Annotated in this window: 17 protein-coding genes; 11 read left to right on the forward strand and 6 right to left on the reverse strand. The window is 57.8% G+C overall.

Annotated features, from left to right (window positions below):
* Positions 1-49: 49 nt before the first annotated feature.
* Entirely contained in the window at positions 50-658 is a 609-nt protein-coding gene (locus tag AB5Z05_RS19745; RefSeq protein WP_005339604.1) for a thiol:disulfide interchange protein DsbA/DsbL, read from the forward strand.
* Positions 659-730: 72 nt separating this feature from the next.
* On the opposite strand, the gene pncB is transcribed toward AB5Z05_RS19745, so the two are convergent.
* Together pncB and AB5Z05_RS19755 are read right to left on the reverse strand one after the other, a co-directional pair.
* Positions 731-1,909, reverse strand: coding sequence for a nicotinate phosphoribosyltransferase (gene pncB / locus AB5Z05_RS19750; protein ID WP_127007191.1), 1,179 nt, complete (start codon positions 1,907-1,909; stop codon positions 731-733).
* A 101-nt stretch (positions 1,910-2,010) separates the two neighbouring features.
* Entirely contained in the window at positions 2,011-2,646 is a 636-nt protein-coding gene (locus AB5Z05_RS19755) for a nicotinamidase (protein WP_120416228.1), read from the reverse strand.
* A 74-nt stretch (positions 2,647-2,720) separates the two neighbouring features.
* On the opposite strand from AB5Z05_RS19755, the gene AB5Z05_RS19760 reads away from it, so the two are divergent.
* Together AB5Z05_RS19760 and AB5Z05_RS19765 are read left to right on the forward strand one after the other, a co-directional pair.
* The gene (locus tag AB5Z05_RS19760) at positions 2,721-3,371 is read left to right on the forward strand and encodes a DNA mismatch repair protein MutT (protein ID WP_005339607.1); all 651 of its coding nucleotides are present in this window, start codon (positions 2,721-2,723) and stop codon (positions 3,369-3,371) included.
* Positions 3,368-3,874, forward strand: a complete 507-nt coding sequence (locus AB5Z05_RS19765) for a DUF523 domain-containing protein (protein ID WP_368152847.1) — start codon at positions 3,368-3,370, stop codon at positions 3,872-3,874. The genes AB5Z05_RS19760 and AB5Z05_RS19765 overlap by 4 nt, the downstream gene beginning before the upstream one ends.
* Here the strand turns inward: AB5Z05_RS19765 and AB5Z05_RS19770 are convergent.
* The 3 genes from AB5Z05_RS19770 to AB5Z05_RS19780 all read right to left on the reverse strand — a co-directional run bounded on the left by AB5Z05_RS19770 (position 3,799) and on the right by AB5Z05_RS19780 (position 7,311).
* Positions 3,799-4,764, reverse strand: coding sequence for an acyltransferase (locus AB5Z05_RS19770; protein WP_368152848.1), 966 nt, complete (start codon positions 4,762-4,764; stop codon positions 3,799-3,801). The genes AB5Z05_RS19765 and AB5Z05_RS19770 overlap by 76 nt on opposite strands.
* Before the next feature lie 6 nt (positions 4,765-4,770).
* Positions 4,771-5,670, reverse strand: coding sequence for an acyltransferase (locus AB5Z05_RS19775; protein WP_368152849.1), 900 nt, complete (start codon positions 5,668-5,670; stop codon positions 4,771-4,773).
* A 126-nt stretch (positions 5,671-5,796) separates the two neighbouring features.
* Entirely contained in the window at positions 5,797-7,311 is a 1,515-nt protein-coding gene (locus tag AB5Z05_RS19780) for a YifB family Mg chelatase-like AAA ATPase (RefSeq protein ID WP_266135671.1), read from the reverse strand.
* Positions 7,312-7,695: 384 nt separating this feature from the next.
* On the opposite strand from AB5Z05_RS19780, the gene ilvG reads away from it, so the two are divergent.
* The 8 genes from ilvG (at position 7,696) to AB5Z05_RS19820 (ending at position 19,483) form a co-directional block, all read left to right on the forward strand.
* Positions 7,696-9,342, forward strand: a complete 1,647-nt coding sequence (ilvG, locus tag AB5Z05_RS19785) for an acetolactate synthase 2 catalytic subunit (RefSeq protein WP_368152850.1) — start codon at positions 7,696-7,698, stop codon at positions 9,340-9,342.
* Positions 9,339-9,617, forward strand: a complete 279-nt coding sequence (ilvM, locus tag AB5Z05_RS19790; RefSeq protein WP_005342011.1) for an acetolactate synthase 2 small subunit — start codon at positions 9,339-9,341, stop codon at positions 9,615-9,617. Before ilvG ends, ilvM begins: the two co-directional genes overlap by 4 nt.
* 12 nt (positions 9,618-9,629) lie before the next feature.
* On the forward strand, positions 9,630-10,574 hold the full coding sequence (locus AB5Z05_RS19795; RefSeq protein ID WP_368152851.1) for a branched-chain amino acid transaminase: 945 nt from the start codon (positions 9,630-9,632) through the stop codon (positions 10,572-10,574).
* A gap of 144 nt (positions 10,575-10,718) precedes the next feature.
* Positions 10,719-12,560 carry a dihydroxy-acid dehydratase gene (gene ilvD / locus AB5Z05_RS19800; RefSeq protein WP_368152852.1) on the forward strand — a complete coding sequence of 614 codons (1,842 nt, stop codon included), beginning with the start codon at positions 10,719-10,721 and terminating at the stop codon, positions 12,558-12,560.
* A gap of 3 nt (positions 12,561-12,563) precedes the next feature.
* Complete coding sequence (gene ilvA, locus AB5Z05_RS19805; RefSeq protein WP_011707857.1) at positions 12,564-14,084, forward strand: threonine ammonia-lyase, biosynthetic; 1,521 nt, start codon at positions 12,564-12,566, stop codon at positions 14,082-14,084.
* Positions 14,085-14,761: 677 nt separating this feature from the next.
* Positions 14,762-16,579, forward strand: coding sequence for an McrB family protein (locus tag AB5Z05_RS19810; RefSeq protein ID WP_368152853.1), 1,818 nt, complete (start codon positions 14,762-14,764; stop codon positions 16,577-16,579).
* Positions 16,580-16,622: 43 nt separating this feature from the next.
* The gene (locus AB5Z05_RS19815) at positions 16,623-18,155 is read left to right on the forward strand and encodes an McrB family protein (RefSeq protein WP_368152854.1); all 1,533 of its coding nucleotides are present in this window, start codon (positions 16,623-16,625) and stop codon (positions 18,153-18,155) included.
* Positions 18,152-19,483: an McrC family protein gene (locus AB5Z05_RS19820; protein WP_368152855.1), complete on the forward strand. Its 1,332-nt coding sequence runs from the start codon at positions 18,152-18,154 to the stop codon at positions 19,481-19,483. Before AB5Z05_RS19815 ends, AB5Z05_RS19820 begins: the two co-directional genes overlap by 4 nt.
* Here AB5Z05_RS19820 and AB5Z05_RS19825 read toward each other — a convergent pair.
* Positions 19,480-20,475: a WYL domain-containing protein gene (locus AB5Z05_RS19825; RefSeq protein WP_323887919.1), complete on the reverse strand. Its 996-nt coding sequence runs from the start codon at positions 20,473-20,475 to the stop codon at positions 19,480-19,482. The two genes, AB5Z05_RS19820 and AB5Z05_RS19825, sit on opposite strands and share 4 nt — an antisense overlap.
* Between the last annotated feature and the right edge of the window lie 409 nt (positions 20,476-20,884).

Below are 20,884 nucleotides of genomic sequence, written 5' to 3' on the forward strand. Positions count from 1 at the left end.
CTTCGGTTCGCCGGGCGTGCCTCACAGTGATCCCTTAACAGGAAACATCATGAAAAAAGTTCTATTTTTCCTTGCTGCCATGCTGATGATCCCCATGGTTCACGCCGCCCCCGAGTTCAAGGAAGGCGTCAACTACGATGTGGTCAAACAGACTGGCAGTGCCCAGCCGGAAGTGATGGAGTTTTTCTCCTACTACTGCCCGCACTGCGCTACCTTCGAACCGATCGTTGAACAGTTGAAGGCCGGGTTGCCAGAGGGTGTTCCCCTCAAGAAGAACCCGGTTGCTTTCCTCGGTCGCGAGATGGGCCCCGAGATGCAGCGTGCCTATGCAGTTGCCAGCCTGCTCAATGCCGAAGCCAAGCTGACTCCGGCCATCTTCACCAAGATCCACACCCAACGTCAGCCGCCGATGAGCCGTGACGATGTGAAGAAGATCTTCGTGGACAACGGCGTACCGGCTGAAGAGTTCGACGGTGCCGTCGACAGCTTCGCCGTCTCCGGCATGGTCTCCCAGTTCGATCGCAACACCGAGAGCTACAACATTCGCGGTGTGCCGGCCTTCCTAGTGAATGGCAAGTACATGGTGAAGATTGAATCCATCACCTCTCAAGAGCAGTTCAACAAGCTGGTGCAGTTCCTGCTGGCCAAGAAAGACTGATACCCCTTGAGTCGATAAAAAAGCCCGTCGGTGCGAACCGGCGGGCTTTTTGTTTTCTGGTGATCGGGAAGATCAGACCCCGACGTGGAACGCCTGTTTGAGGTTGCGGATAAACTCCGCATCCCGACAGAGGGTCTTGCCCGGACTGTCGGAGATCTTGGCGACTGGGCCGCCATTGCACTCGATCAGCTTGAAGACGATGTTCATCGGGCTGACACCGGGCAGATCGCAGGTGAGCTTGGTGCCGATGCCGAAACTGGTGTTGATGCGGCCACGGAAGTGGCGGAACAGCTGCACCGCCTTGTCGAGGTTGAGCCCGTCGGAGAAGACCAGGGTCTTGTCGGTGGGGTCGATGCCGAGGCGCTGATAGTGGCTGATCGCCTTCTCGCCCCACACCACGGGATCGCCGGAGTCGTGACGCAAGCCCTGATAGCTGCTGGCCAGCTCGAAGTCGAAGTCGCGCAGGAAGGCATCCATGGTGATGCAGTCGGTCAGGGCGATGCCGAGATGGTCGGTGAACTCGTCCAGCCAGCTGGTGAGGGCGGCGCGCTGGCTGTGCTCCAGCGGGAAGCCGAGCTGTTGGTGCGCCTGGAACCACTCATGGGCCTGGGTGCCGACCGCGGGCAGCTTGTACTTCTGGGCCAGCATGTAGTTGCTGGTGCCGCGAAACGCCGGCAGCCGTTCCTTGAGGCGACCCACTACCGCATCCTGTACCGCGTGGGAGAAGCGGCGGCGGGTGCCGAAGTCGATGAGGTTGAACTCGCTCATCTCGTCGCTGCTCAGCTCCCGTTCCAGCTTGTCGATCTTCTGATCGAGCCGCTCCAGCGCATGACTGACGCCGAACTGGGGGTAGCGGAAGCGGTTGCGCATCTCGCTGATGATGGCGAGCACCGGGATTTCCCACAGGATCACATCCTGCCAGGGCCCCTCGACCCGCACATTGATGCGGCCATCCTGCTCGAACACCTTGAGCAGGGAGGCGTCGAGCGGCTTGCGGCGCAGGTGGTCGAGGTAGTCAGGGGTGAAGAAGGGGCGTTCGGCCAGAAAATCGAGCTCTGGCTTGGTCAGTCGCAGGGATCCGGCGAGGCGCAGTTGCTCCTCGATCTGGCCCATCATGGGCAGCAGATCCTCTTCATTGCGGCTGTGAAACTCGGCCACCACCTCGGCATCCGGATAGCGATGGAACACCGCCTGCTGCATATGCAGCTTGTAGGCGTCGGTGTCGAGCAGGCTGGTGAGGATTGGGGGCATATCAGGCTCCTCGCAGACTGGTGAGCACGATGGAGCTCCCCTGCCGCATATGTAACGTGCAGGCATCGGTGTCGAGCAGGCTGGTAAGAATCGGTGGCATATCAGGCGTCCAGCAGGCGTTGTACATCGATCAGGGTCTGGGCCAGTTCGGCCCCTGCCTCGATCATCTGGGTGTGGGCGCTGGCAACCGTCTCGGTGGCGATGCCACGGCAGGCATCGAGATGGACGATCACCCGGAAACCGGCGCGGCGCAGTTGCAGCACGCTGGTTTTGACACAGTAGTCGGTGGCGAGGCCGCCGACCAGCACAGTGGTGACACCACGGGCTTGCAGAAATTCGATGAGTCCGGTGCTGCGTCGCTCAGCCAGGTCGTGGAAGCAGGTGCCGTAGGGATGGAGATCCGGCTCGACCCCCTTCCAGACGAAGAAGTCATAGTCGATGGGGGCGGGCAGGCCGTCGAGCAGCTCGAAGCCCTTGCTACCCGGTACGCAGTGCACCGGCCAGGTGAGGTCGGCGTTGGGCAGATCCAGCGGCAGCAGCATTCCGGCGGGGTCAGAGACGGCCCAGTCGGCATTGGCGGGGTGAGAGTCCTTGCTGCCGATCCGCAGCGTGGCGAGGGTGGCCTGAGCGTTGAGCGCAGCCACAATATCATCACCGCCCGCGACGGGCAGTTCGTTCGGGCAGAGGGGGGTAAAGCCCTTCTGCGCATCAATATCCAGGCTGGCGACGGTTCCCATGATTGGCTCCTGCACATACTATTCGTGTGATATTATCTACCAAACATTAATGGAAGGCGAGCAGGGCGATCGGCATGCTGAGAATGAGTCTGGATATGGTGGTGCTGCGGTTGCATGAGGAGCGGCTCGAGCTGCTGCTCGAGACCCGCGATCGCCCCCCCTTTGCCCACTGCTGGCAACTGCCGGCGCTGCGCATCGACGAGACCCGGGATCGGGATCTGGATGCCGCCCAGCGCCGTCTGCTGGCGGAGTGGGGGCTCGGTCACTGCTACAGCGAGCAGGTCTGCACCCTCGGCAATCTGGAACGGGATCCCCGCGGCTGGTCCACGACCCTGGTCTATCTCTGTCTGGTGGATCCGGAAGTGGAAGCGATCCACGGCTGCTGGCATCCGCTCGCCAACCTGCCGGGGCTGAGCCTCGCTTTCGACCATGTCCAGCTCATCGCCAAGGGGTTGGAGCGGCTGCGGATCAAGAGCCGCTACAGCACCCTGCCGCTGCAACTGCTGGGGCCCGAGTTCACCCTCTCCGAGGTGCAGCGCGCCTTCGAAATCATCCTGCAAACACCCATGAATACGGCGGCATTTCGCAAGCGGATCCATCGCGCCGACATTCTTGTAGACACCGGCCGCAAGCGCACCGGCAAACAGCGCCCCGCTATTCTCTACCGGTTGGAGAGTCCCTGCTGCGTGATGTTCGATCAGGTGATGCATGGAGCGGAAGCATGAGTGAGACCGGCGTGCACAAGGTGCTGGTGAGTGCCTGCTTGCTGGGTCAGCCGGTGCGTTACGACGGTCAGAGCAAGGGGATCGTCAGCGACTGGCTGAGTGCGCTGGGAGCCGAAGGACGGGCGCTGGCCTTCTGCCCCGAAGTGGCGGGCGGTCTGCCGACCCCGCGTCCTCCTGCCGAGCGGCAGGGAGAGCGAGTGGTGACGGCGAGCGGACTGGATGTGACTGCCAAGTTTGACCGAGGCGCCGAGCTGGCGCTGGAAATCTGTCAGGCGCAGGGTATTCGCTTCGCCCTGCTGAAAGAGGGGAGCCCCTCATGTGGCAGCGGCCGTATCTATAACGGCCACTTCGAAGGTGTTTCTGTGGCGGGCGAGGGCAAGACCACCGCCCTGCTGCGCCGCCACGGTATTGCAGTGTTCTCCGAGGATCAGTTGGCCGAGTTGGCCTCGGCACTCTCTTTGGATTCATCCCCGGATTTGGCGGCAACCGGCAGCGGCGCCTGACCGCTCTGCCATCCCTCCAGCACCTCGTCCTTCTCCTGCCAGCGCTGGTTTAGCCACTCCTGAAAACCGCGCTTGAACTGCTTGTCGTTGAAGTAATCCCCTATCAGCGCCTCATCCACCGGCAGCTCCTCGATCCGTACCTGAATGCGTTTTACCCGCCCCATCAGGAAGTCCTTGAACGGGGTCTCGGCGTTGTCCGGATAGCGGATGGTGACGTTGATCAGGCTGTCGAACTGTTCGCCCATGGCTGCCAGCGTAAAGGCCAGCCCCGCCGCCTTGGGCGGCATCAGATGGCGGTAGCGGGAGCGTGATGCGTCCCGTTTCTGCTCGGTGAAGCGGGTCCCTTCCACGAAGTTGATGACGGTTGTGGGGATGTGGCGAAACTTCTCGCAGGCGTTGCGGGTGGTCTCGATATCCTTGCCGCGCAGGTGCGGGTTCTTCAGCAAAAACTCCCGAGAGTAGCGACGCATAAAGGGCATATCGAGCCCCCAGCAGGCGAGCCCCAGCAGCGGGATGTAGATGAGCTCGTGCTTCATGAAGAACTTGGGCACCGGCAGCCGGTCGCGGAACAGGTGGCCGAGCACCACGATATCGGTCCAGCTCATGTGGTTGCTGATGATGAGATACCAGCCATCCTTGCGCAGCTTGGTATTGTCCTCCACCTGCCAGTCAATACGGGTGGTGAGGCGGATCACCAGCGCATTGCAGGCAAGCCACAGTCTCATGAGGCGGTTGTTGAGGCGGCTGCAGGCGCGGCCAAAGGCCGGGATCGGCAGTACTAGTTTGGCCAGCGACACCAGCAGGATCAGGCTGGCGCACAAGGCGGTGAAAAGGATGGTCAGGCCCGCGCTGATGATCAGCACCAGCGGGCCGGGAAGCAGGGATAGCATGAATGTTTACTGCGCCTTGGTTGCCAGCAGTTGGCTCAGGGTCTGGTCCTTTTCGTGCCAGATCCCGTTCAACCACTGTTGAAACTCTTGTTGGAACTCGGGGTCATTGAAGTAATCCCCCACCAGCTTGCGGTCGATCGGCAAATAGCGGACCTGAACCTTGATTTGCCTGACCCGGCCACACATGAAGTCCCAGTAGCTGGGGATGCCGTCCGGATAGGCGATGGTGACATCCACCAGTTGATGCAACTGGTCACCCATGGCTGCCAGGGTAAAGGCGATGCCGCCCGCTTTCGGGAGCAGCAGATGACGATAGGGCGAGCCCTGCTTCTGATGCTTGCTGCCGGTGAAGCGGGTACCTTCGACGAAGTTCATCACACTCACCGGAATGTGGCGGAACCTGGCACAGGCTTTACGGGTTGTTTCAATGTCTTTTCCCTTCAGATGGGGATGCTTTTCCAGAAATTTCCTGGAATATCGCCGCATGAAGGGGAAGTCGAGCGCCCACCATGCCAGACCGAGAAAAGGTACCCAAATCAGCTCTTTCTTGAGGAAAAACTTCAGAAATGGGATTTTTTGGTTAAAAACCCGCTGCAGTACCAGTATGTCGACCCAGGATTGATGGTTGGCAATCACCATATACCACTCATTCCGGTGCCCTTTGTCCACTCCGACCACCTCGAAAGGGGTTTTGATGATGGTTTTCTGGATCAGATTGTTGAAACCGATCCAGCAGCTGGCACAGCCATCGAGCAGCCAGTTGCAGAGGGTGCGCCACCCCTTGAGGGGGAGCAGGAGCTTGAGCAGACCCAGCGAGAAGATGGGGACAAACCAGAAGAGGGTGTTGAAAAAATAGAGCAGGGTGGAGAGGCTGCCGCGCAGTCGCTCTGTCAGCTTGTTGGGCATGAGTCGGGTCCGTCTTGCTGTCGATAAAGGGCCATCAAGTGGTCAGATCTGTGGCCATAATATCAGCCGATTGCCCGTGAGACCATTCAGAGCCGTTACGGGGTTGGACTCACCCTTTCCCTTCTGTCAGCTGCTGCGCAATCGCGACAGCAGCCTGTCCATGGCGCGATAACCGAGCGCCTCGATAAGATGCTCCTTGCCGATGGCGGGTTGCCCGGCCAGATCGGCGATGGTGCGTGACACCCGCAGGATGCGATGCCAGGCCCGGATGCTGAGCCCCAGCTTCTGGATGGCGTTCTCCAAAAATTCGGCATCTTGTGGTGATAGTCGGCAAATATCCTCAATCTCGCGGCTATCCAGCAGGTTGTTGAGCTTGCCGTTGCGACTCAGCATGCGCTCTCTCGCCACCAGCACCCGATCGCGGATCTGCTGGCTCGACTCTCCCCGCTCCGCCTTGCCGGTCAGGCTCCCCTTGGGTAGCAGTGGCACTTCCACAGTCAGATCGAAGCGGTCGAGAAAGGGGCCGGAGAGCTTGCCGAGGTAGCGCAAGATCTGATCCGGGCTGGAGCGGGTCTGGCCGTCACCATAGTGGCCGCAGGGGCTGGGGTTCATGGCGCCGACCAGCTGGAAGCGAGCGGGAAAATCCACCTGACGGGCGGCCCGACTGATGGTGATGTGGCCCGTCTCCAGTGGTTCGCGCAGGGAGTCGAGCACCTTGCGCTCGAACTCGGGCAATTCATCCAGAAACAGAACCCCGTTGTGGGCCAACGATATTTCGCCGGGCCTTGGGTGGCTGCCGCCGCCCACCAGCGCTACTGCGGAGGCACTGTGGTGGGGCGTGCGATAGGGTCTGTGGTGCCAGTGACCGGCGCGCGGAGTGAGGCCGCCGATGGAGTGGATGGCGGCGGTCTGCTGCGCCTCCTGCTCGCTGAGCGGCGGCAGAATGCCGGGCAATCGGCTGGCCAACATGCTCTTGCCGGTGCCGGGCGGGCCGATGAACAGCAGGTTGTGGCTGCCGGCGGCGGCGATCTCCAGCGCCCGCTTGGCCTGTGACTGGCCGATCACATCCTGCAGATCCGGTACATCGGGCAGGCTCTCCGCGTTTTGGGGATCCGGTAGCGGCAGTTCGTACTGGCCCGCCAGCCAAGCTGTGACGGCCAGCAGCTGATGGGCGGTGCGCACCTCGGCATCCTGAATGAGGGAGGCTTCCGGGCCGTTCTCTCGCGGTACCAGCAGGGTGCGTCCCGCATCCCGGCAGGCGAGTACGGCGGGCAGCACCCCGAGTACGGGACGAATTTCGCCGGTCAGGGCCAACTCCCCCAAAAATTCATGATCGAGCAGGTATTTTGCAGGTATCTGCTTGGAAGCGGCAAGAATACCGATGGCGATGGCCAGATCGAAGCGGCCCCCCTCCTTGGGCAGATCGGCGGGGGCTAGATTGACCGTGATGTGCTTGCTCGGGAACTCGAAATTGCCGTTGAGCAGGGCGCTGCGCACCCGATCTCGCGACTCCTTCACCGAGGTTTCCGGCAGGCCGACCATGTTGAAGGCGGGCAGGCCGTTGGAGAGGTGAACTTCCACTGTAACTTGCGGGGCCGCGATCCCGAGGCTGGCACGGCTATAAACCACAGCTAATGACATAAATCCCGTCCTTGAGTTGATATATGTTCTGACTAACTGCTTATTGTTGGTTTTTTATTCCAGAGTTCCGGCTGGGGAATAGCCAAAATCAGTGGGTTGTCACAGAAAAAAGGCTTGCCCAATAAAAATCACCGTGCTAGTTCTAATAGCCATTCGCGGTAGAAACCGCCCCAATTTCACAGGATTTCCGGTTGTAACTATGAACATGGCCTCCCGTTTCGTCAGCATTATTGTGGTCCTAGTGGTGATTATTATCTCACCGCTCGGGGCTCGTTTAGCTGCACGGAACAAGGGATAGACCCACCACCGGACAGAACGAAACAAGCGACCCCCGAGCCTCACAGCTCGGGGGTTTTTTTTCGACCAAAGGACAGGATTTTCCACATGAACGGCGCGCAGTTTTTGGTACAGGCTCTCAAGAAACAGGGTGTGACCCAGGTGTTTGGTTACCCGGGCGGGGCCATCATGCCGGTCTACGATGCTCTGTATGACGGTGGTCTGGCCCATCAGCTCTGCCGCCACGAGCAGGGTGCCGCCATGGCCGCGGTCGGTTATGCTCGCGCCTCCGGTCAGGTGGGAGTCTGCATCGCCACCTCCGGCCCCGGCGCCACCAATCTGGTGACCGGTCTGGCGGAGGCGCTGCTCGACTCGGTGCCGTTGGTGGCCATCAGCGGTCAGGTGCCTTGTTCCGCTATCGGCACCGATGCGTTTCAGGAGGTCGACGTGCTCGGCATGTCCCTCTCCTGTACCAAGCACTCCTTCATGGTGACCGATGCCGCCGATCTGGGGCGCGTGCTGGCAGAAGCTTTCGCCATCGCCACCGAAGGTCGCCCCGGCCCTGTGCTGATCGATCTCCCCAAGGATGTGCAACTGGCCGCCGTGCCTGCCCAGAGCCCGCTGTTTGCAGTGGAAGAGCCGGAGGTGCTCAACCCCTCGGAGCTGACCGCAGCCCGCACCCTGCTGGCTGCCGCCAAGCGCCCGGTACTCTACGTCGGTGGCGGAGTGGGCATGGCCAATGCCGAGCAGCAGCTGCGTGACTTTGCCGCCGCCACCGGCATGCCAGCGGTCACCACCCTCAAGGGGATTGGCGCGCTCGACCCCGATAGCCCCGTTTACCTCGGCATGCTCGGCATGCACGGCACCAAGGCGGCCAACTATGCGGTGCAGCAGTGCGATCTGCTGCTGGTGGTGGGCGCCCGTTTCGACGACAGGGTGACCGGCAAGCTGGAAGAGTTCGCCCCCGAGGCCAAGGTGATCCATCTCGATGTGGATGCCGCCGAGTTCGGCAAGCGCCGCGCTGCCGAGGTGGGTATCACCACGGATCTCAAACAGGTGCTGCCGCGCCTCGCCATGACTCTCGACATTGCCCCCTGGCGTGAACACTGCGCCGCCATGGCCCGCGAATATGCATTTCGCTACGACCACCCGGGTCAGGCCATCTACGCCCCAGCCCTGCTCAAGCAGCTTTCTGCCAAGTTGCCGGAGAGCAGCGTGGTCGCCTGCGACGTGGGTCAGCATCAGATGTGGGTGGCCCAGCATATGCGCTTCACCAGCCCGCGCAACCACCTCTCCAGCGCCGGTCTCGGCACCATGGGGTTTGGTTTGCCCGCCGCCATCGGCGCCAAGATGTCGCGCCCGGAGGATGAAGTGGTGCTGGTGAGCGGTGATGGCTCTTTCATGATGAACGTGCAGGAGCTCGGCACCATCCGCCGGGCCCAGCTCAAGGTGAAGATGGTGCTGCTGGATAACCAGCGCCTCGGCATGGTGCGCCAGTGGCAGGAGCTATTTTTCGACGGCCGCTACAGCGAGACCATCCTCTCCGACAACCCCGATTTCGTCGCCCTGGCTGCCGCCTTCGGCATTCCGGGCGAGACCATCACATGCAAGGAGCAGATAGCCGGTGCCCTCGATCGCCTGCTGGCAAGCGAAGGCGCCTATCTGCTGCATGTGGCTATTTCAGAGGAAGAAAACGTCTGGCCCCTGGTTCCGCCGGGAGTCGCCAACCACAAGATGATGGAGCAACGCCCATGAACCCGCACACCCTTGCCCAGCCAGCATTTGCACAGCACACCCTGCATATCCATGCCCAACCCAGACCCGAAGTGATGGAGCGGGTGCTGCGGGTGGTGCGTCACCGCGGCTTCAATCTCTGCGCCCTCAACATGGAGCAGGATTGCCAACAGCTGCGGATCACGGTTACTGTCGAGTCGGTGCGTCCCATCCAGCAGTTGTGGAGCCAGCTGGTGAAGCTGGTGGACGTCTCCCGGGTCGATGCACTGGAACAGCAACCCCGGATCAGAGCTTAAGGAGCCAAGCCAATGTCACAGCCTTCCCAATCCGCCACTCACCCGCAATACATCTGGTTCAATGGCAAACTGGTGCCCTGGCAGGATGCCCAGGTGCACGTGATGAGCCACGCCCTGCACTACGGCTCCTCGGTGTTCGAGGGGGTGCGTGCCTACGATACCCCCAAAGGCACCTGCATTTTCCGTCTGCAGGAGCACACCCGCCGCCTGTTCGACTCCGCCAAGATCTACTGGATGGACGTCCCCTACAGCGAGTCCGAAGTGAATGAAGCCTGCCGCACCGTGGTGCGCGAGAACGGCCTGAAGAGCGGCTATCTGCGCCCGCTGGCCTTTGTCGGCAATGTGGGGCTGGGGCTGCATCCACCGCTGGATGCCAAGGCCGACCTGATGGTGGCGGCCCTGCCGTGGGGCGCCTATCTAGGGGAAGAGGGGCTGAAAAACGGGGTGGATGTCTGCGTCACCTCATGGAGCCGGCTCGCTCCCAACACCATTCCCACCGGCGCCAAGGCGGGCGGCAACTATTTGTCCTCCCAGCTGATCAGCCGCGAGGCCAAGCGCAACGGCTTCGCCGAGGGGCTGGCGCTGGATGTGAACGGCTACCTGAGCGAAGGGGCGGGGGAGAACCTGTTTCTGGTGAAGAATGGCGTGCTGTTCACCCCGCCCGCTACCGCTGCCATCCTGCCCGGCATCACCCGCGACACCATCATGACGCTGGCCCGCGATCTCGGTTACGAGGTGCGCGAGCAGGCACTGCCCCGTGAGGCGCTGTACGTCGCAGACGAAATCTTCATGACCGGCACGGCGGCGGAAGTGACCCCGGTGCGCTCCGTCGATCGGATGAAGGTGGGCGCTGGCAGCCGTGGCCCGGTGACCGAGCGGCTGCAAAACGCCTTCTTCGGCCTGTTCAATGGCAAGACCGAAGACAAGTGGGGCTGGCTGACGCCCGTCAACGACTGATGAGAGAGGGGAGGCGTCATGCCTCCCCGAGTCGCTTCCGGTGAGCGCTTCCCTGAGGAGTCTTCACCAGGATCGATTCCGATCCACTCGTATCATGACCGCATAACGCATCGAGCCCATATGGGCATTCAGGGAGTAGAGACAATGCCGAAGTTGAGATCCGCCACCACCACCCACGGACGTAACATGGCCGGGGCCCGCGCCCTGTGGCGTGCCACCGGAATGACCGATCAGGATTTCGGCAAACCCATCATCGCCGTGGTCAACTCCTTCACCCAGTTCGTGCCGGGCCACGTCCACCTCAAGGATCTGGGCCAGCTGGTGGCGCGCGAGATCGAAGCCGCGGGCGGCGTCGCCAAGGAGTTCAACACTATCGCCGTGGATGACGGCATCGCCATGGGACACGGCGGCATGCTCTACTCCCTGCCATCGCGCGAGCTGATCGCCGACTCGGTGGAGTACATGGTCAACGCCCACTGCGCCGACGCCATGGTCTGCATCTCCAACTGCGACAAGATCACCCCGGGGATGCTGATGGCGGCCCTGCGTATCAATATCCCGGTCATTTTTGTCTCCGGCGGCCCGATGGAAGCGGGCAAGACCAAGCTCTCCGACCAGATCATCAAGCTGGATCTGGTGGATGCCATGATCCAGGGCGCCGATCCCAAGGTGTCGGACGCCCAGAGCGAACAGGTGGAGCGCAGCGCCTGCCCCACCTGCGGTTCCTGTTCCGGCATGTTTACCGCCAACTCCATGAACTGCCTGACCGAGGCGCTGGGTCTCTCCCAGCCGGGTAACGGCTCCATGCTGGCGACCCACGCCGATCGCGAGCAGCTGTTCAAGCTGGCGGGCCAGCGCATCGTGACTTTGGCCAAGCGCTGGTATGAGCAGGATGACGAGACCGCCCTGCCGCGCAATATCGCTACCAAGGCAGCGTTCGAGAATGCCATGGCGCTCGATATCGCCATGGGCGGCTCTACCAATACCGTGCTGCACTTGTTGGCGGCGGCGCAGGAGGCCGGTGTCGACTTCACCATGGCCGATATCGACCGCATGTCGCGCAAGGTGCCGCAGCTCTGCAAGGTGGCGCCTTCCACCCAGAAGTACCATATGGAAGACGTGCACCGCGCCGGCGGCGTGGTCGCCATTCTGGGCCAGCTGGAAAAAGCGGGTCTGGTGCATGGGGATACCCGTACCGTGCTGGGTTGCTCCCTCGTCGAACAGCTCAATGAATATGATGTCAGCCGTCAGCCGAGTCAGGAGGTGGTGGACTTCTACCGCGCCGGCCCGGCCGGTATCCGTACCACCAAAGCGTTCAGTCAGGATTGTCGCTGGCCGGAGCTGGATCTGGACCGCGCCGAAGGCTGCATCCGCTCGCTGGAAAATGCCTACAGCCAGGAGGGGGGTCTTGCGGTGCTCTCCGGCAACCTCGCGGTCAATGGCGCCATCGTCAAGACTGCCGGTGTGGATGAGGAGAACCTCACCTTCCGTGGCCCAGCCCGGGTATTCGAGAGTCAGGAGAGCGCGGTGAACGGCATCCTCGACGGTACCGTGAAAGCGGGCGAGGTGGTGGTGATCCGCTACGAAGGGCCGAAAGGGGGCCCGGGCATGCAGGAGATGCTCTACCCCACTACCTATTTGAAATCCATGGGATTGGGCAAGGCGTGTGCCCTGATTACCGACGGCCGCTTCTCCGGCGGCACCTCGGGTCTCTCCATTGGCCACGTCTCGCCGGAGGCCGCTTCCGGCGGCACCATAGGTCTGGTGGAGGATGGCGACATCATCAGTATCAACATCCCGGCCCGCAGCATGGTGCTGGAGGTGGCCGACAGCGTGCTGGCCGCCCGCCGTATCGCCGTAGAGGCTCGGGGCTGGAAGCCGCTCGATCGTCAGCGTCAGGTCTCCTTTGCCCTGCGCGCCTACGCCATGTTCGCCACCAGCGCCGACAAGGGCGCGGTGCGCGATCGCACCCTGTTGGGGGAATAAATCATGGTCTCTGCGGCTGATTATCTACGCAAGGTGTTGCTCTCTCCTGTCTACGAGGCGGCGCGGGTCACCCCCTTGCAAACCCTGAAGAAACTCTCCGAGCGACTCGGCAACCATGTCAGCCTGAAGCGGGAGGATCTGCAACCGGTCCACTCTTTCAAGTTGCGCGGTGCCTACCACAAGATCGCTACCCTGACCGAGGAGCAGAAAGCGCGCGGCGTCATCGCCGCCTCTGCCGGCAACCACGCGCAGGGGGTCGCCCTGTCGGCCGCCAAGCTCGGTATCAAGGCGATCATCGTGATGCCCAAGACTACGCCGGACATCAAGATCGACGCGGTGCGCCGGCAGGGCGGCAACGTCATGCTGTTTGGCAACAGTTTCGACGAGGCCTACGGCGAGAGTCGCCGCCTCGCTGAATTGGAGGGCTACACCCTGATCCCGCCGTTTGACGACGTCGAGGTGATCGCTGGGCAGGGCACCATCGGCAAGGAGCTGCTGGAGCAGGATACCCACCTCACTCACGTCTTTGTGCCGGTGGGCGGTGGCGGCTTGGCCGCCGGGGTGGCGGTCTACATCAAACAGCTGCTGCCGGATGTGAAAGTGATCGGGGTGGAGGCGGAGGGCTCCGCCTGCCTCAAGGCCGCGCTGGCGGCCGGCGAGCCGGTCAATCTGGAGCGGGTCTCGCTGTTTGCGGACGGGGTGGCGGTCAAGCGCATCGGCGAGGAGACCTTCCGCCTCTGCAACCAGTATCTGGACGAGGTGGTGACCGTCTCCAACGACCAGATCTGTGCCGCGTTGAAAGACATCTTCGACGACTGCCGCGCCATCGCCGAGCCTTCGGGCGCCCTGTCGTTGGCGGGCCTCAAGGCCTACAGCGAGCGGGAGCAGGTCAAAGGGGGGCGGATGGCGGCCATTCTCTCCGGCGCCAACGTCAACTTCCACAGCCTGCGCTACGTGTCGGAGCGCTGCGAGATTGGCGAGAAGCGCGAGGGCATGCTGGCGGTGACCATCCCCGAGCGCAAAGGGGCCTTCCTCGACTTCTGCCGTCAGCTCGGGCCGCGCATGGTGACCGAGTTCAACTATCGCTACGCCGATGCCGAGCAGGCGTCGCTGTTCGTCTCGGTGCGCCTCACCGGCGGTGACGAAGAGCTGGGCCAGATCATCGATCAGCTCGGCGGCAACGGCTACCCGGTGGTCAATATGACCGAGAGCGAGCTGGCCAAGAATCATGTGCGTTACATGATTGGCGGCCGCCCGGCCCGGCCCCTCGGTGAACGGCTCTATAGCTTCAAGTTTCCGGAGCAGCCTGGCGCTTTGATGCGTTTTCTCGAGACCCTGGGCTGTCGCTGGAACATCAGCCTGTTCCACTACCGCAACCACGGTGCCGACTACGGCCGGGTGCTCTGTGCCTTTGAGCTGCCGGACGAGGACGTGGCCGCCTTCCACGACTACCTGCACGAGATTGGCTACGGCTGGAAAGAGGTGAGCGATGACCCTGCCTACCGGCTGTTTCTGGCCAGTTGAGTAAGGGGGCTTCAACAACTCATCAGGAGGGAGGCGTTATGCCTCCCTTGTTTTTAAATTACCCCATAAATATCGCTTTCATCAAAAGAAACAAGCGTCATGGAATGACGCTTGGTCGCAGATAATGTCTCCAGCAAGAATGAAAGAACCTGCACATTTCGTTTAGAGGTGTTCCATGCGGCAGTTATTGAAGAATTGCCTTGTGTTTTCCTCTTCATCAATCCTGCAGTCAGTATAATTTAAAGGGCCGATAAGCATCCAAGGCCAGTTATCGTAATGTTGAGCAGAGGGGGGGGAGAGGGCATTAATATAGATTATTTCATATACATAAAAATAAATAGTCTAATGATCTATTAATTCCATACATATCATAATCATGAAGGAAACTATTATTTCAATAAATTCTACACGATTAAAAATGCAGATGAAAATAAAACGGCAGTATTTATTGACTCGATATCAGGTAGAGAATTCTCTAAAGATGATCTTTTCTTCTACATTAAAAAAGAACATGGGTATTGCTTTGTGTACACATATCTTAATGATAGAAATACGAAGATTGTATATGGCATGTTATTTTTTAATGAAGAATCGGTTTATGACTTTCATGTTCACATAAGCAATCTGATGCTATGACGAGCACATATCCCATTTATTTAACAAAGAGTTTATTAACCATGTTAGTTAATGCAGAAGAATTGCTAAAAAACAAACTCATTGAGCACAACATTCCGTACGAGCATGTTGGAGATCACACGTGGATTGCATTAAGAGCAATCGACAGTCGTGTTGTTGAAATTATAAATAATGTGTTTTCGCCATACTTTTCATTCATAGCCTCAAAAGGCCTTGTTGCCTATTCATATAGTGATAAGCCGACGTTGTATTTTGCTGAACAATTTAATTTAAAAGCGATTAACAGCTATGGAGGATTTAGAGTCGTGAGCTCCCGCCTCGAAGCTGCGTATTCAACGCGGCAGCGAATAGCCGATGAACAAAAAACGTTCATGCAGGTAGCTGATGCGTCAGGTTTCTGTAAGCCTCACAATGAAAAAAAAGATTGGTATTATGCCAATCTAGATATGGCCGCAGCGTCTGAGTTAACAGCGCTAAACGAGGTGTGGTTCTCTTCATTCTCTGAAATTAGTAAGAATGTGGTTGCGGTTACAGGAAAAGTCACCATGCCTAGCCCGACCTCAATGGAAATTGCTATCAAGACGCTTGATAATGAAGTACTGGGTTTCAAGTTGAACAGCCCAAATGATATTAATTTGTCTATTGGTGATATTAGCTATCAAGCTGTTTTAAGACACACTGATAACAACAGCTATTGGATTAGTCCATTTTGTTTTAGAAATAGTAACAAGCTCAAACTTATTGATGTCTTGAGTAGCGCCGGTTTCAATAAAAATGATTCTGTAGATATTTATTTTACAGGACATAACGGGCGTATCTCTCCGGCAAAAAACAGTTCATCTGAGGCTGTTATTCTAAGTGCCAAGGTTATTAATAAAATAGAAATTAACCAGATACTATTTGGCCCTCCTGGGACAGGCAAAACCTATAACACAGTAGCAGAAGCGCTCGATATTATTGAGCCAGGGATTGTTGAGTATCATATTGATGACCGCGATGAACTGCAGGGCCGATTTGGTGAGCTGCTCGCTGAGCAGCGCATCCAATTTGTTACCTTCCACCAAAGCTTCAGTTACGAAGATTTTATCGAGGGTATCAAGGCGGAGAGCCAAGAGGGGGGGTTGCATTATCGAGTAGTCGACGGTCTGTTCAAACAGATCTGCCAACTGGCCGAGGCTGATCCAGAAAATCCCTATGTGTTGATTATCGACGAGATCAACCGGGGTAATATCTCCCGTATTTTTGGTGAGTTGATTACTCTGCTGGAGCCGTCCAAGCGCCTGGGTGCCGAAGAGGAGCTTGAAGTGGTTCTCCCCTACTCGAAGAAGCCTTTTGGCGTGCCCAACAACCTCTATCTGATCGGTACTATGAATACGGCAGATCGCTCGCTGGCTGGCTTAGATTTGGCGTTGCGTCGCCGCTTCTTCTTTAAAGAGATGCCGCCCCGTCCCGACTTGCTCGACAACTTGTATGTAGAGGGGATCCAGATCGGTAAATTGCTGCGGACCATCAACCGTCGCATTACTGCCTTGCTGGGCCGTGACTATTGTCTGGGACACGCCTTCTTTATGCCGCTGCAAAAGGATCCCGACTTGCAACACCTGGGGCGGATTTTCCAAAAACAGGTGCTGCCCTTGCTGCAGGAGTACTTCTTCGAGGATTGGCAGAAGATAGCCCTGGTGCTGAATGACCATCGCAAGTCCAAGGGTGACCGTTTTGTGACTCAGGATGATGATCTCGATCTGCAGAAGCTATTCGGTGAGGAGGCTGAACTGGGCAACTTGTCCGCCGGCTGGAAGATTAAACCGGAAGGGGATGCCGTCTGGTCACTCGCTCCAGCATACGCCGGAATAATATAATCATAGTAAGAACCTGTTGCTATTGTATACACAGAGAATTCATATGAAAGTTGAAGATATTTTAACCAACAACAGATTGGAAAAGCTATATCGGCAATGGCCAGAGGTTACCAAGAAACTATTTTCAGACTTTATTGATATCTTTGACGCTATTTTTCCGGTCTATGATGCTTTTGCTGTTAATAGTCCATCGACCCCTCTCCGATTTGGGGTGAAAGAGCCGAGTCTAAACCAAAAAGGAAAAGTCTTAGTTCGGGTTATATTTAAAAGTCGCACCTTTGGGATAAAAGTAAATAAAAGCGTATGTTCATCTTTTATTCCCAGCTTCGAACAGATGAGAGAAGTGAATGGAAAGTTAATTGTTGATGCTATCAGTGACGAAAGCACGTTGAAACATGTTTCAGCGTTTCTTCGCCAGCTGTGTCAAACGACAGATTTTATTTTCCCGTCAGGTCGCAAAGGATATGTGCCATCCGACTATCAGGAAAGTGAAGATCCTGATGATGATGTGAACATTGTACCTCAAGGAAAAAGTGGTGTAACACAAGCTATAAATCAGATCCTGTTTGGTCCTCCAGGGACCGGCAAAACCTATAACACAGTGACAGAGGCACTCAATATTATTGAGCGCGACTTTACCGACCACAATCACGATGATCGCGATGAATTGCAGGACCGATTTGGTGAATTGGTCGCTGAGCAGCGCATCCGGTTTGTCACCTTCCACCAAAGTTTCAGCTACGAAGATTTTATCGAAGGCATCAAGGCGGAGAGCCAGGATGGCGTATTGCACTACCGGGTGGTCGATGGCCTGTTCAAGCAGATCTGCCAGCGGGCAGAAGCGGATCCCGAAAATCCCTATGTGCTGATTATCGACGAGATCAATCGGGGCAATATTTCCCGTATATTTGGTGAGTTGATTACTCTGCTGGAGCCTGCCAAGCGCCTGGGGGCCGAAGAGGAGCTTAAAGTGGTTCTCCCCTACTCGAAGAAGCCTTTTGGCGTGCCCAACAACCTCTATCTGATCGGTACCATGAATACGGCAGATCGCTCGCTGGCTGGCTTAGATTTGGCGTTGCGTCGCCGCTTCTTCTTTAAAGAGATGCCGCCTCGTCCCGACTTGCTCGACAACTTGTATGTAGAGGGGATCCAGATCGGTAAATTGCTGCGGACCATCAACCGTCGCATTACTGCCTTGCTGGGCCGTGACTATTGTCTGGGACACGCCCTCTTTATGCCGCTGCAAAAGGATCCTGACCTGCAACACCTGGGGCGGATTTTCCAAAAACAGGTGCTGCCCTTGCTGCAGGAGTACTTCTTCGAGGATTGGCAAAAGATAGCCCTGGTGCTGAATGACCATCGCAAGTCCAAGGGTGACCGTTTTGTGACTCAGGATGATGATCTCGATCTGCAGAAGCTATTCGGTGAAGAGGCTGAACTGGGCTACTTGCCCGCCGGCTGGAAGATTAAACCGGAAGGTGATGTAGTCTGGTTTCAAGCGGGCGCTTATATGGGCATTACGGCTCACAACTGGCGCAAGGTTGAGCAATCGGCAGAGGTGGGGAGCGCGCAGTGAAAGGTCACGTCATCGTCCGTGAATACGCTCGTCTGACCTGTGAGCCGCTGGATACGCCTTCACTGGACCGCGCCCATATTAGCCGCTCGGCGTTTATGTGGTTGTGCGAGCTGGCGGGACAATTTAGCAAGCAGGGGGCGCCCATGCTCCATCTGGATGGGCGTCAGTGGCTTCGTCTCGACAACTATGTGGGTGTGTTGGAGTCACCCTGTGGCCAGATCATCGAGATCCTGCCCAAGACCCATGATGCGGCGCCGGATGAAAATATGGCGAGCGAGGTAAGCCGTAGCCGACGCATGCTCAAGAAGATGCTGGCCAGCGCGATGGATCTTCCTCTGCGCGAGGCAGAAGAGGCCGGTCTCGAGCTGGGTGAAGGTTCCTTGAGCGAGTGGGTGATGGGGCGATTTCTCTCCGAGCTGGAGCATCTGGTCAGGCACGGGCTGCGCTTTGATTATGTGCAGGTCGAAGAGGAGGCACCATTTCTGCGTGGGCAACTGGATATGGCGAGGCAACTGCGCCAACCCGCCGGGCGACAGCATAAATTCCGGATCCGCCACGACCTGTTCCAACCAGAGAGCGCAGAGCACAGATTGATCCGCCTTGCGCTCGATCTGGTCTGCAAAGCAACCAGAGTGGCGCATAGCTGGCGGTTGTCCTACGAGTTACAAGGCATGCTCCATGAGTTGCAGCCATCCCGCGAAATAGAGCGAGATCTGCGAGTCTGGCGCACCGACCGCTTGATGGCTCGTTATCAAGCCATCAAGCCCTGGTGCGAATTGATTCTGCAGCGACAGATGCCTATGGCGCTCCACGGGCAGTGGCGAGGACTCAGCCTGCTCTATCCCATGGAGCGACTATTTGAGGCTTATGTTGCTCGCCAACTGAGGCGTCAGCTCCCCTCAGGTCTTGGCCTGAAAACTCAATCGAGCGCTGAATATCTTTGCCACTATGGTCAACTGGGTCATGCTGAGGGAGCCATGTTCCAGCTCAAGCCGGATTTGCTGCTTGAAGGGCACGCCAGTCTGCGGGTTATGGATACCAAGTGGAAACGGCTCGAGCAGGATAATCGTCGAGACAAGTTCGGCCTTGGCCAGCAAGATTTTTATCAAATGCTGGCCTATGGGCAGACCTATCAGAAAGGGGTGGGAGATATGCTCCTTATTTACCCCAAATGGCGTGGGCTGAACCGGGTCATTGGACCATTCTTGCTGGCGAATGCGGCCAGGCAGCCTTTGCGGCTTTGGGCCGTACCGTTTGACCTGGATTCCGGGCAGATGCACCTTCCCGATGAGATAAGTTGGTCGTCACAGCGTCCAGTGGCCAGCTAGCTGTGTGCAGAATAATTGGCCAGCCCTTTACGCAGGCTGGCCAGCATGGTGTCGCGCAAGTCGGGCGGAGATATCACCTCGCTGATATCGGCAATAGACATCAGCCACCAGCGCAACTCTTCCGTGTCATTGACGGTGGCATGGATGATGAAATGGTATGAGCCGTCTGGTTCGATGCGCTGGTTTTCACTTAGCCAGCTCTCTTGCAGGTGATACCCCTTGATATAATCAACTCGCAATGCCAGCTCAATGCTGCGATGGCGGGCGAAGGCCAGGTTCCCCTTGGCCAGATAGTCGGTAAGACTAAATCCTGGGGGCGTGGTGACTGGCTTATCAATGATCTCGATCCGGGTTGCTCTATGGAGGGCAAAGTTTCGATATTCCCCGTTATCTACCAGCGTTGCGATGAGATAGAGGGTTGACCCCTTGGTTACCAAGGCAAGAGGATTAACCAGATAATGCTTGGCCGCGTTTGGCGGGCGGGGGGTATATTCGATATCGATAACCCGCTTTTCCAGCAGCGCCTGTTCGACACCTTCCAGCACAAGTGTATTCACTTTGGGTGGACATAACTGAAAACCTGCCGGATGGGAGGCAATGCAGTTGGGCCACATCGCCAGCTTCTCGTGGGAATTGGCGAGCCGCTGTTCCGCTTGGGCAAAGAAATCGGCCAGATTACCTTGTAACTGGCGTGGCAACAGCCCCTGCAGGTGTTGCTTGGCCATACAAAGTGCCAAGGCTGTACTGGGTGTCATATCCAGCCAACCTTTACTGCCTTGTTTGCGTGACCAGCGATACGGACGCACTGTCTCATCGCTGAGGATGCTATGACGGCAGCTCAGGCTCTCTAGGTCGCGCTGCACTTTGCGCAGGGTGACATCAAAGCCATCGCGCTCCAGTTTGAGTACGATTTCTGTCGTAGAAATTGATTGGGGTTCGTAAGGCAGATAGCTAAGGATAGCGAAATGGCGTTGGGTCTGGATATCGGACATGGCAATGGAGTCAGAGCCTATTGAAGAGGGGGCATACTAGCCCCCGGCTTTAGTCTGACTCAAGTGACACGTTGATATTTTCTGAACCAGAGCCAAGTTTGTTGCCAGAACAAGCTGTTGTTAGGTCTGATGTCATTTAACTCTTACGATTCCACCACGATGATCGACCTGAATGCGCACCAATTTTCGGCAATTGCGACACTGGCCGACACTGGTACCATTACGTGCTACGGAGGTGGAAACTGTGGTTGTCGTACCACAATGTGGGCAGAGGATGGTGAAGTAATGACTCATAGAACTCTCCTGCTAACTTTGTTGCTGTGATGTGTGCAACGTTATAAACGGGAGTTGCGTCACTCAGAGTTGTTGCGGCAAGCGTCACCGGATGACGTCAGTGTGTTATTCAATA

It is taken from the genome of Aeromonas sp. R2-4 (assembly GCF_040908365.1).
GTDB classification, from domain to species: Bacteria; Pseudomonadota; Gammaproteobacteria; order Enterobacterales; family Aeromonadaceae; genus Aeromonas; species Aeromonas veronii.

Bases quoted from the DNA above. Each gene is read 5' to 3' on its own strand.
- pncB (WP_127007191.1), bottom strand. From the start codon at position 1,909: ATGCCCCCAATCCTCACCAGCCTGCTCGACACCGACGCCTACAAGCTG.
- AB5Z05_RS19825 (WP_323887919.1), bottom strand. From the start codon at position 20,475: ATGTCCGATATCCAGACCCAACGCCATTTCGCTATCCTTAGCTATCTG.
- AB5Z05_RS19755 (WP_120416228.1), bottom strand. From the start codon at position 2,646: ATGGGAACCGTCGCCAGCCTGGATATTGATGCGCAGAAGGGCTTTACC.
- AB5Z05_RS19780 (WP_266135671.1), bottom strand. From the start codon at position 7,311: ATGTCATTAGCTGTGGTTTATAGCCGTGCCAGCCTCGGGATCGCGGCC.
- ilvM (WP_005342011.1), top strand. From the start codon at position 9,339: ATGAACCCGCACACCCTTGCCCAGCCAGCATTTGCACAGCACACCCTG.
- AB5Z05_RS19745 (WP_005339604.1), top strand. From the start codon at position 50: ATGAAAAAAGTTCTATTTTTCCTTGCTGCCATGCTGATGATCCCCATG.
- AB5Z05_RS19775 (WP_368152849.1), bottom strand. From the start codon at position 5,670: ATGCCCAACAAGCTGACAGAGCGACTGCGCGGCAGCCTCTCCACCCTG.
- AB5Z05_RS19770 (WP_368152848.1), bottom strand. From the start codon at position 4,764: ATGCTATCCCTGCTTCCCGGCCCGCTGGTGCTGATCATCAGCGCGGGC.
- ilvD (WP_368152852.1), top strand. From the start codon at position 10,719: ATGCCGAAGTTGAGATCCGCCACCACCACCCACGGACGTAACATGGCC.
- ilvG (WP_368152850.1), top strand. From the start codon at position 7,696: ATGAACGGCGCGCAGTTTTTGGTACAGGCTCTCAAGAAACAGGGTGTG.
- AB5Z05_RS19810 (WP_368152853.1), top strand. From the start codon at position 14,762: ATGTTAGTTAATGCAGAAGAATTGCTAAAAAACAAACTCATTGAGCAC.
- AB5Z05_RS19795 (WP_368152851.1), top strand. From the start codon at position 9,630: ATGTCACAGCCTTCCCAATCCGCCACTCACCCGCAATACATCTGGTTC.
- AB5Z05_RS19815 (WP_368152854.1), top strand. From the start codon at position 16,623: ATGAAAGTTGAAGATATTTTAACCAACAACAGATTGGAAAAGCTATAT.
- AB5Z05_RS19760 (WP_005339607.1), top strand. From the start codon at position 2,721: ATGCTGAGAATGAGTCTGGATATGGTGGTGCTGCGGTTGCATGAGGAG.
- AB5Z05_RS19765 (WP_368152847.1), top strand. From the start codon at position 3,368: ATGAGTGAGACCGGCGTGCACAAGGTGCTGGTGAGTGCCTGCTTGCTG.
- ilvA (WP_011707857.1), top strand. From the start codon at position 12,564: ATGGTCTCTGCGGCTGATTATCTACGCAAGGTGTTGCTCTCTCCTGTC.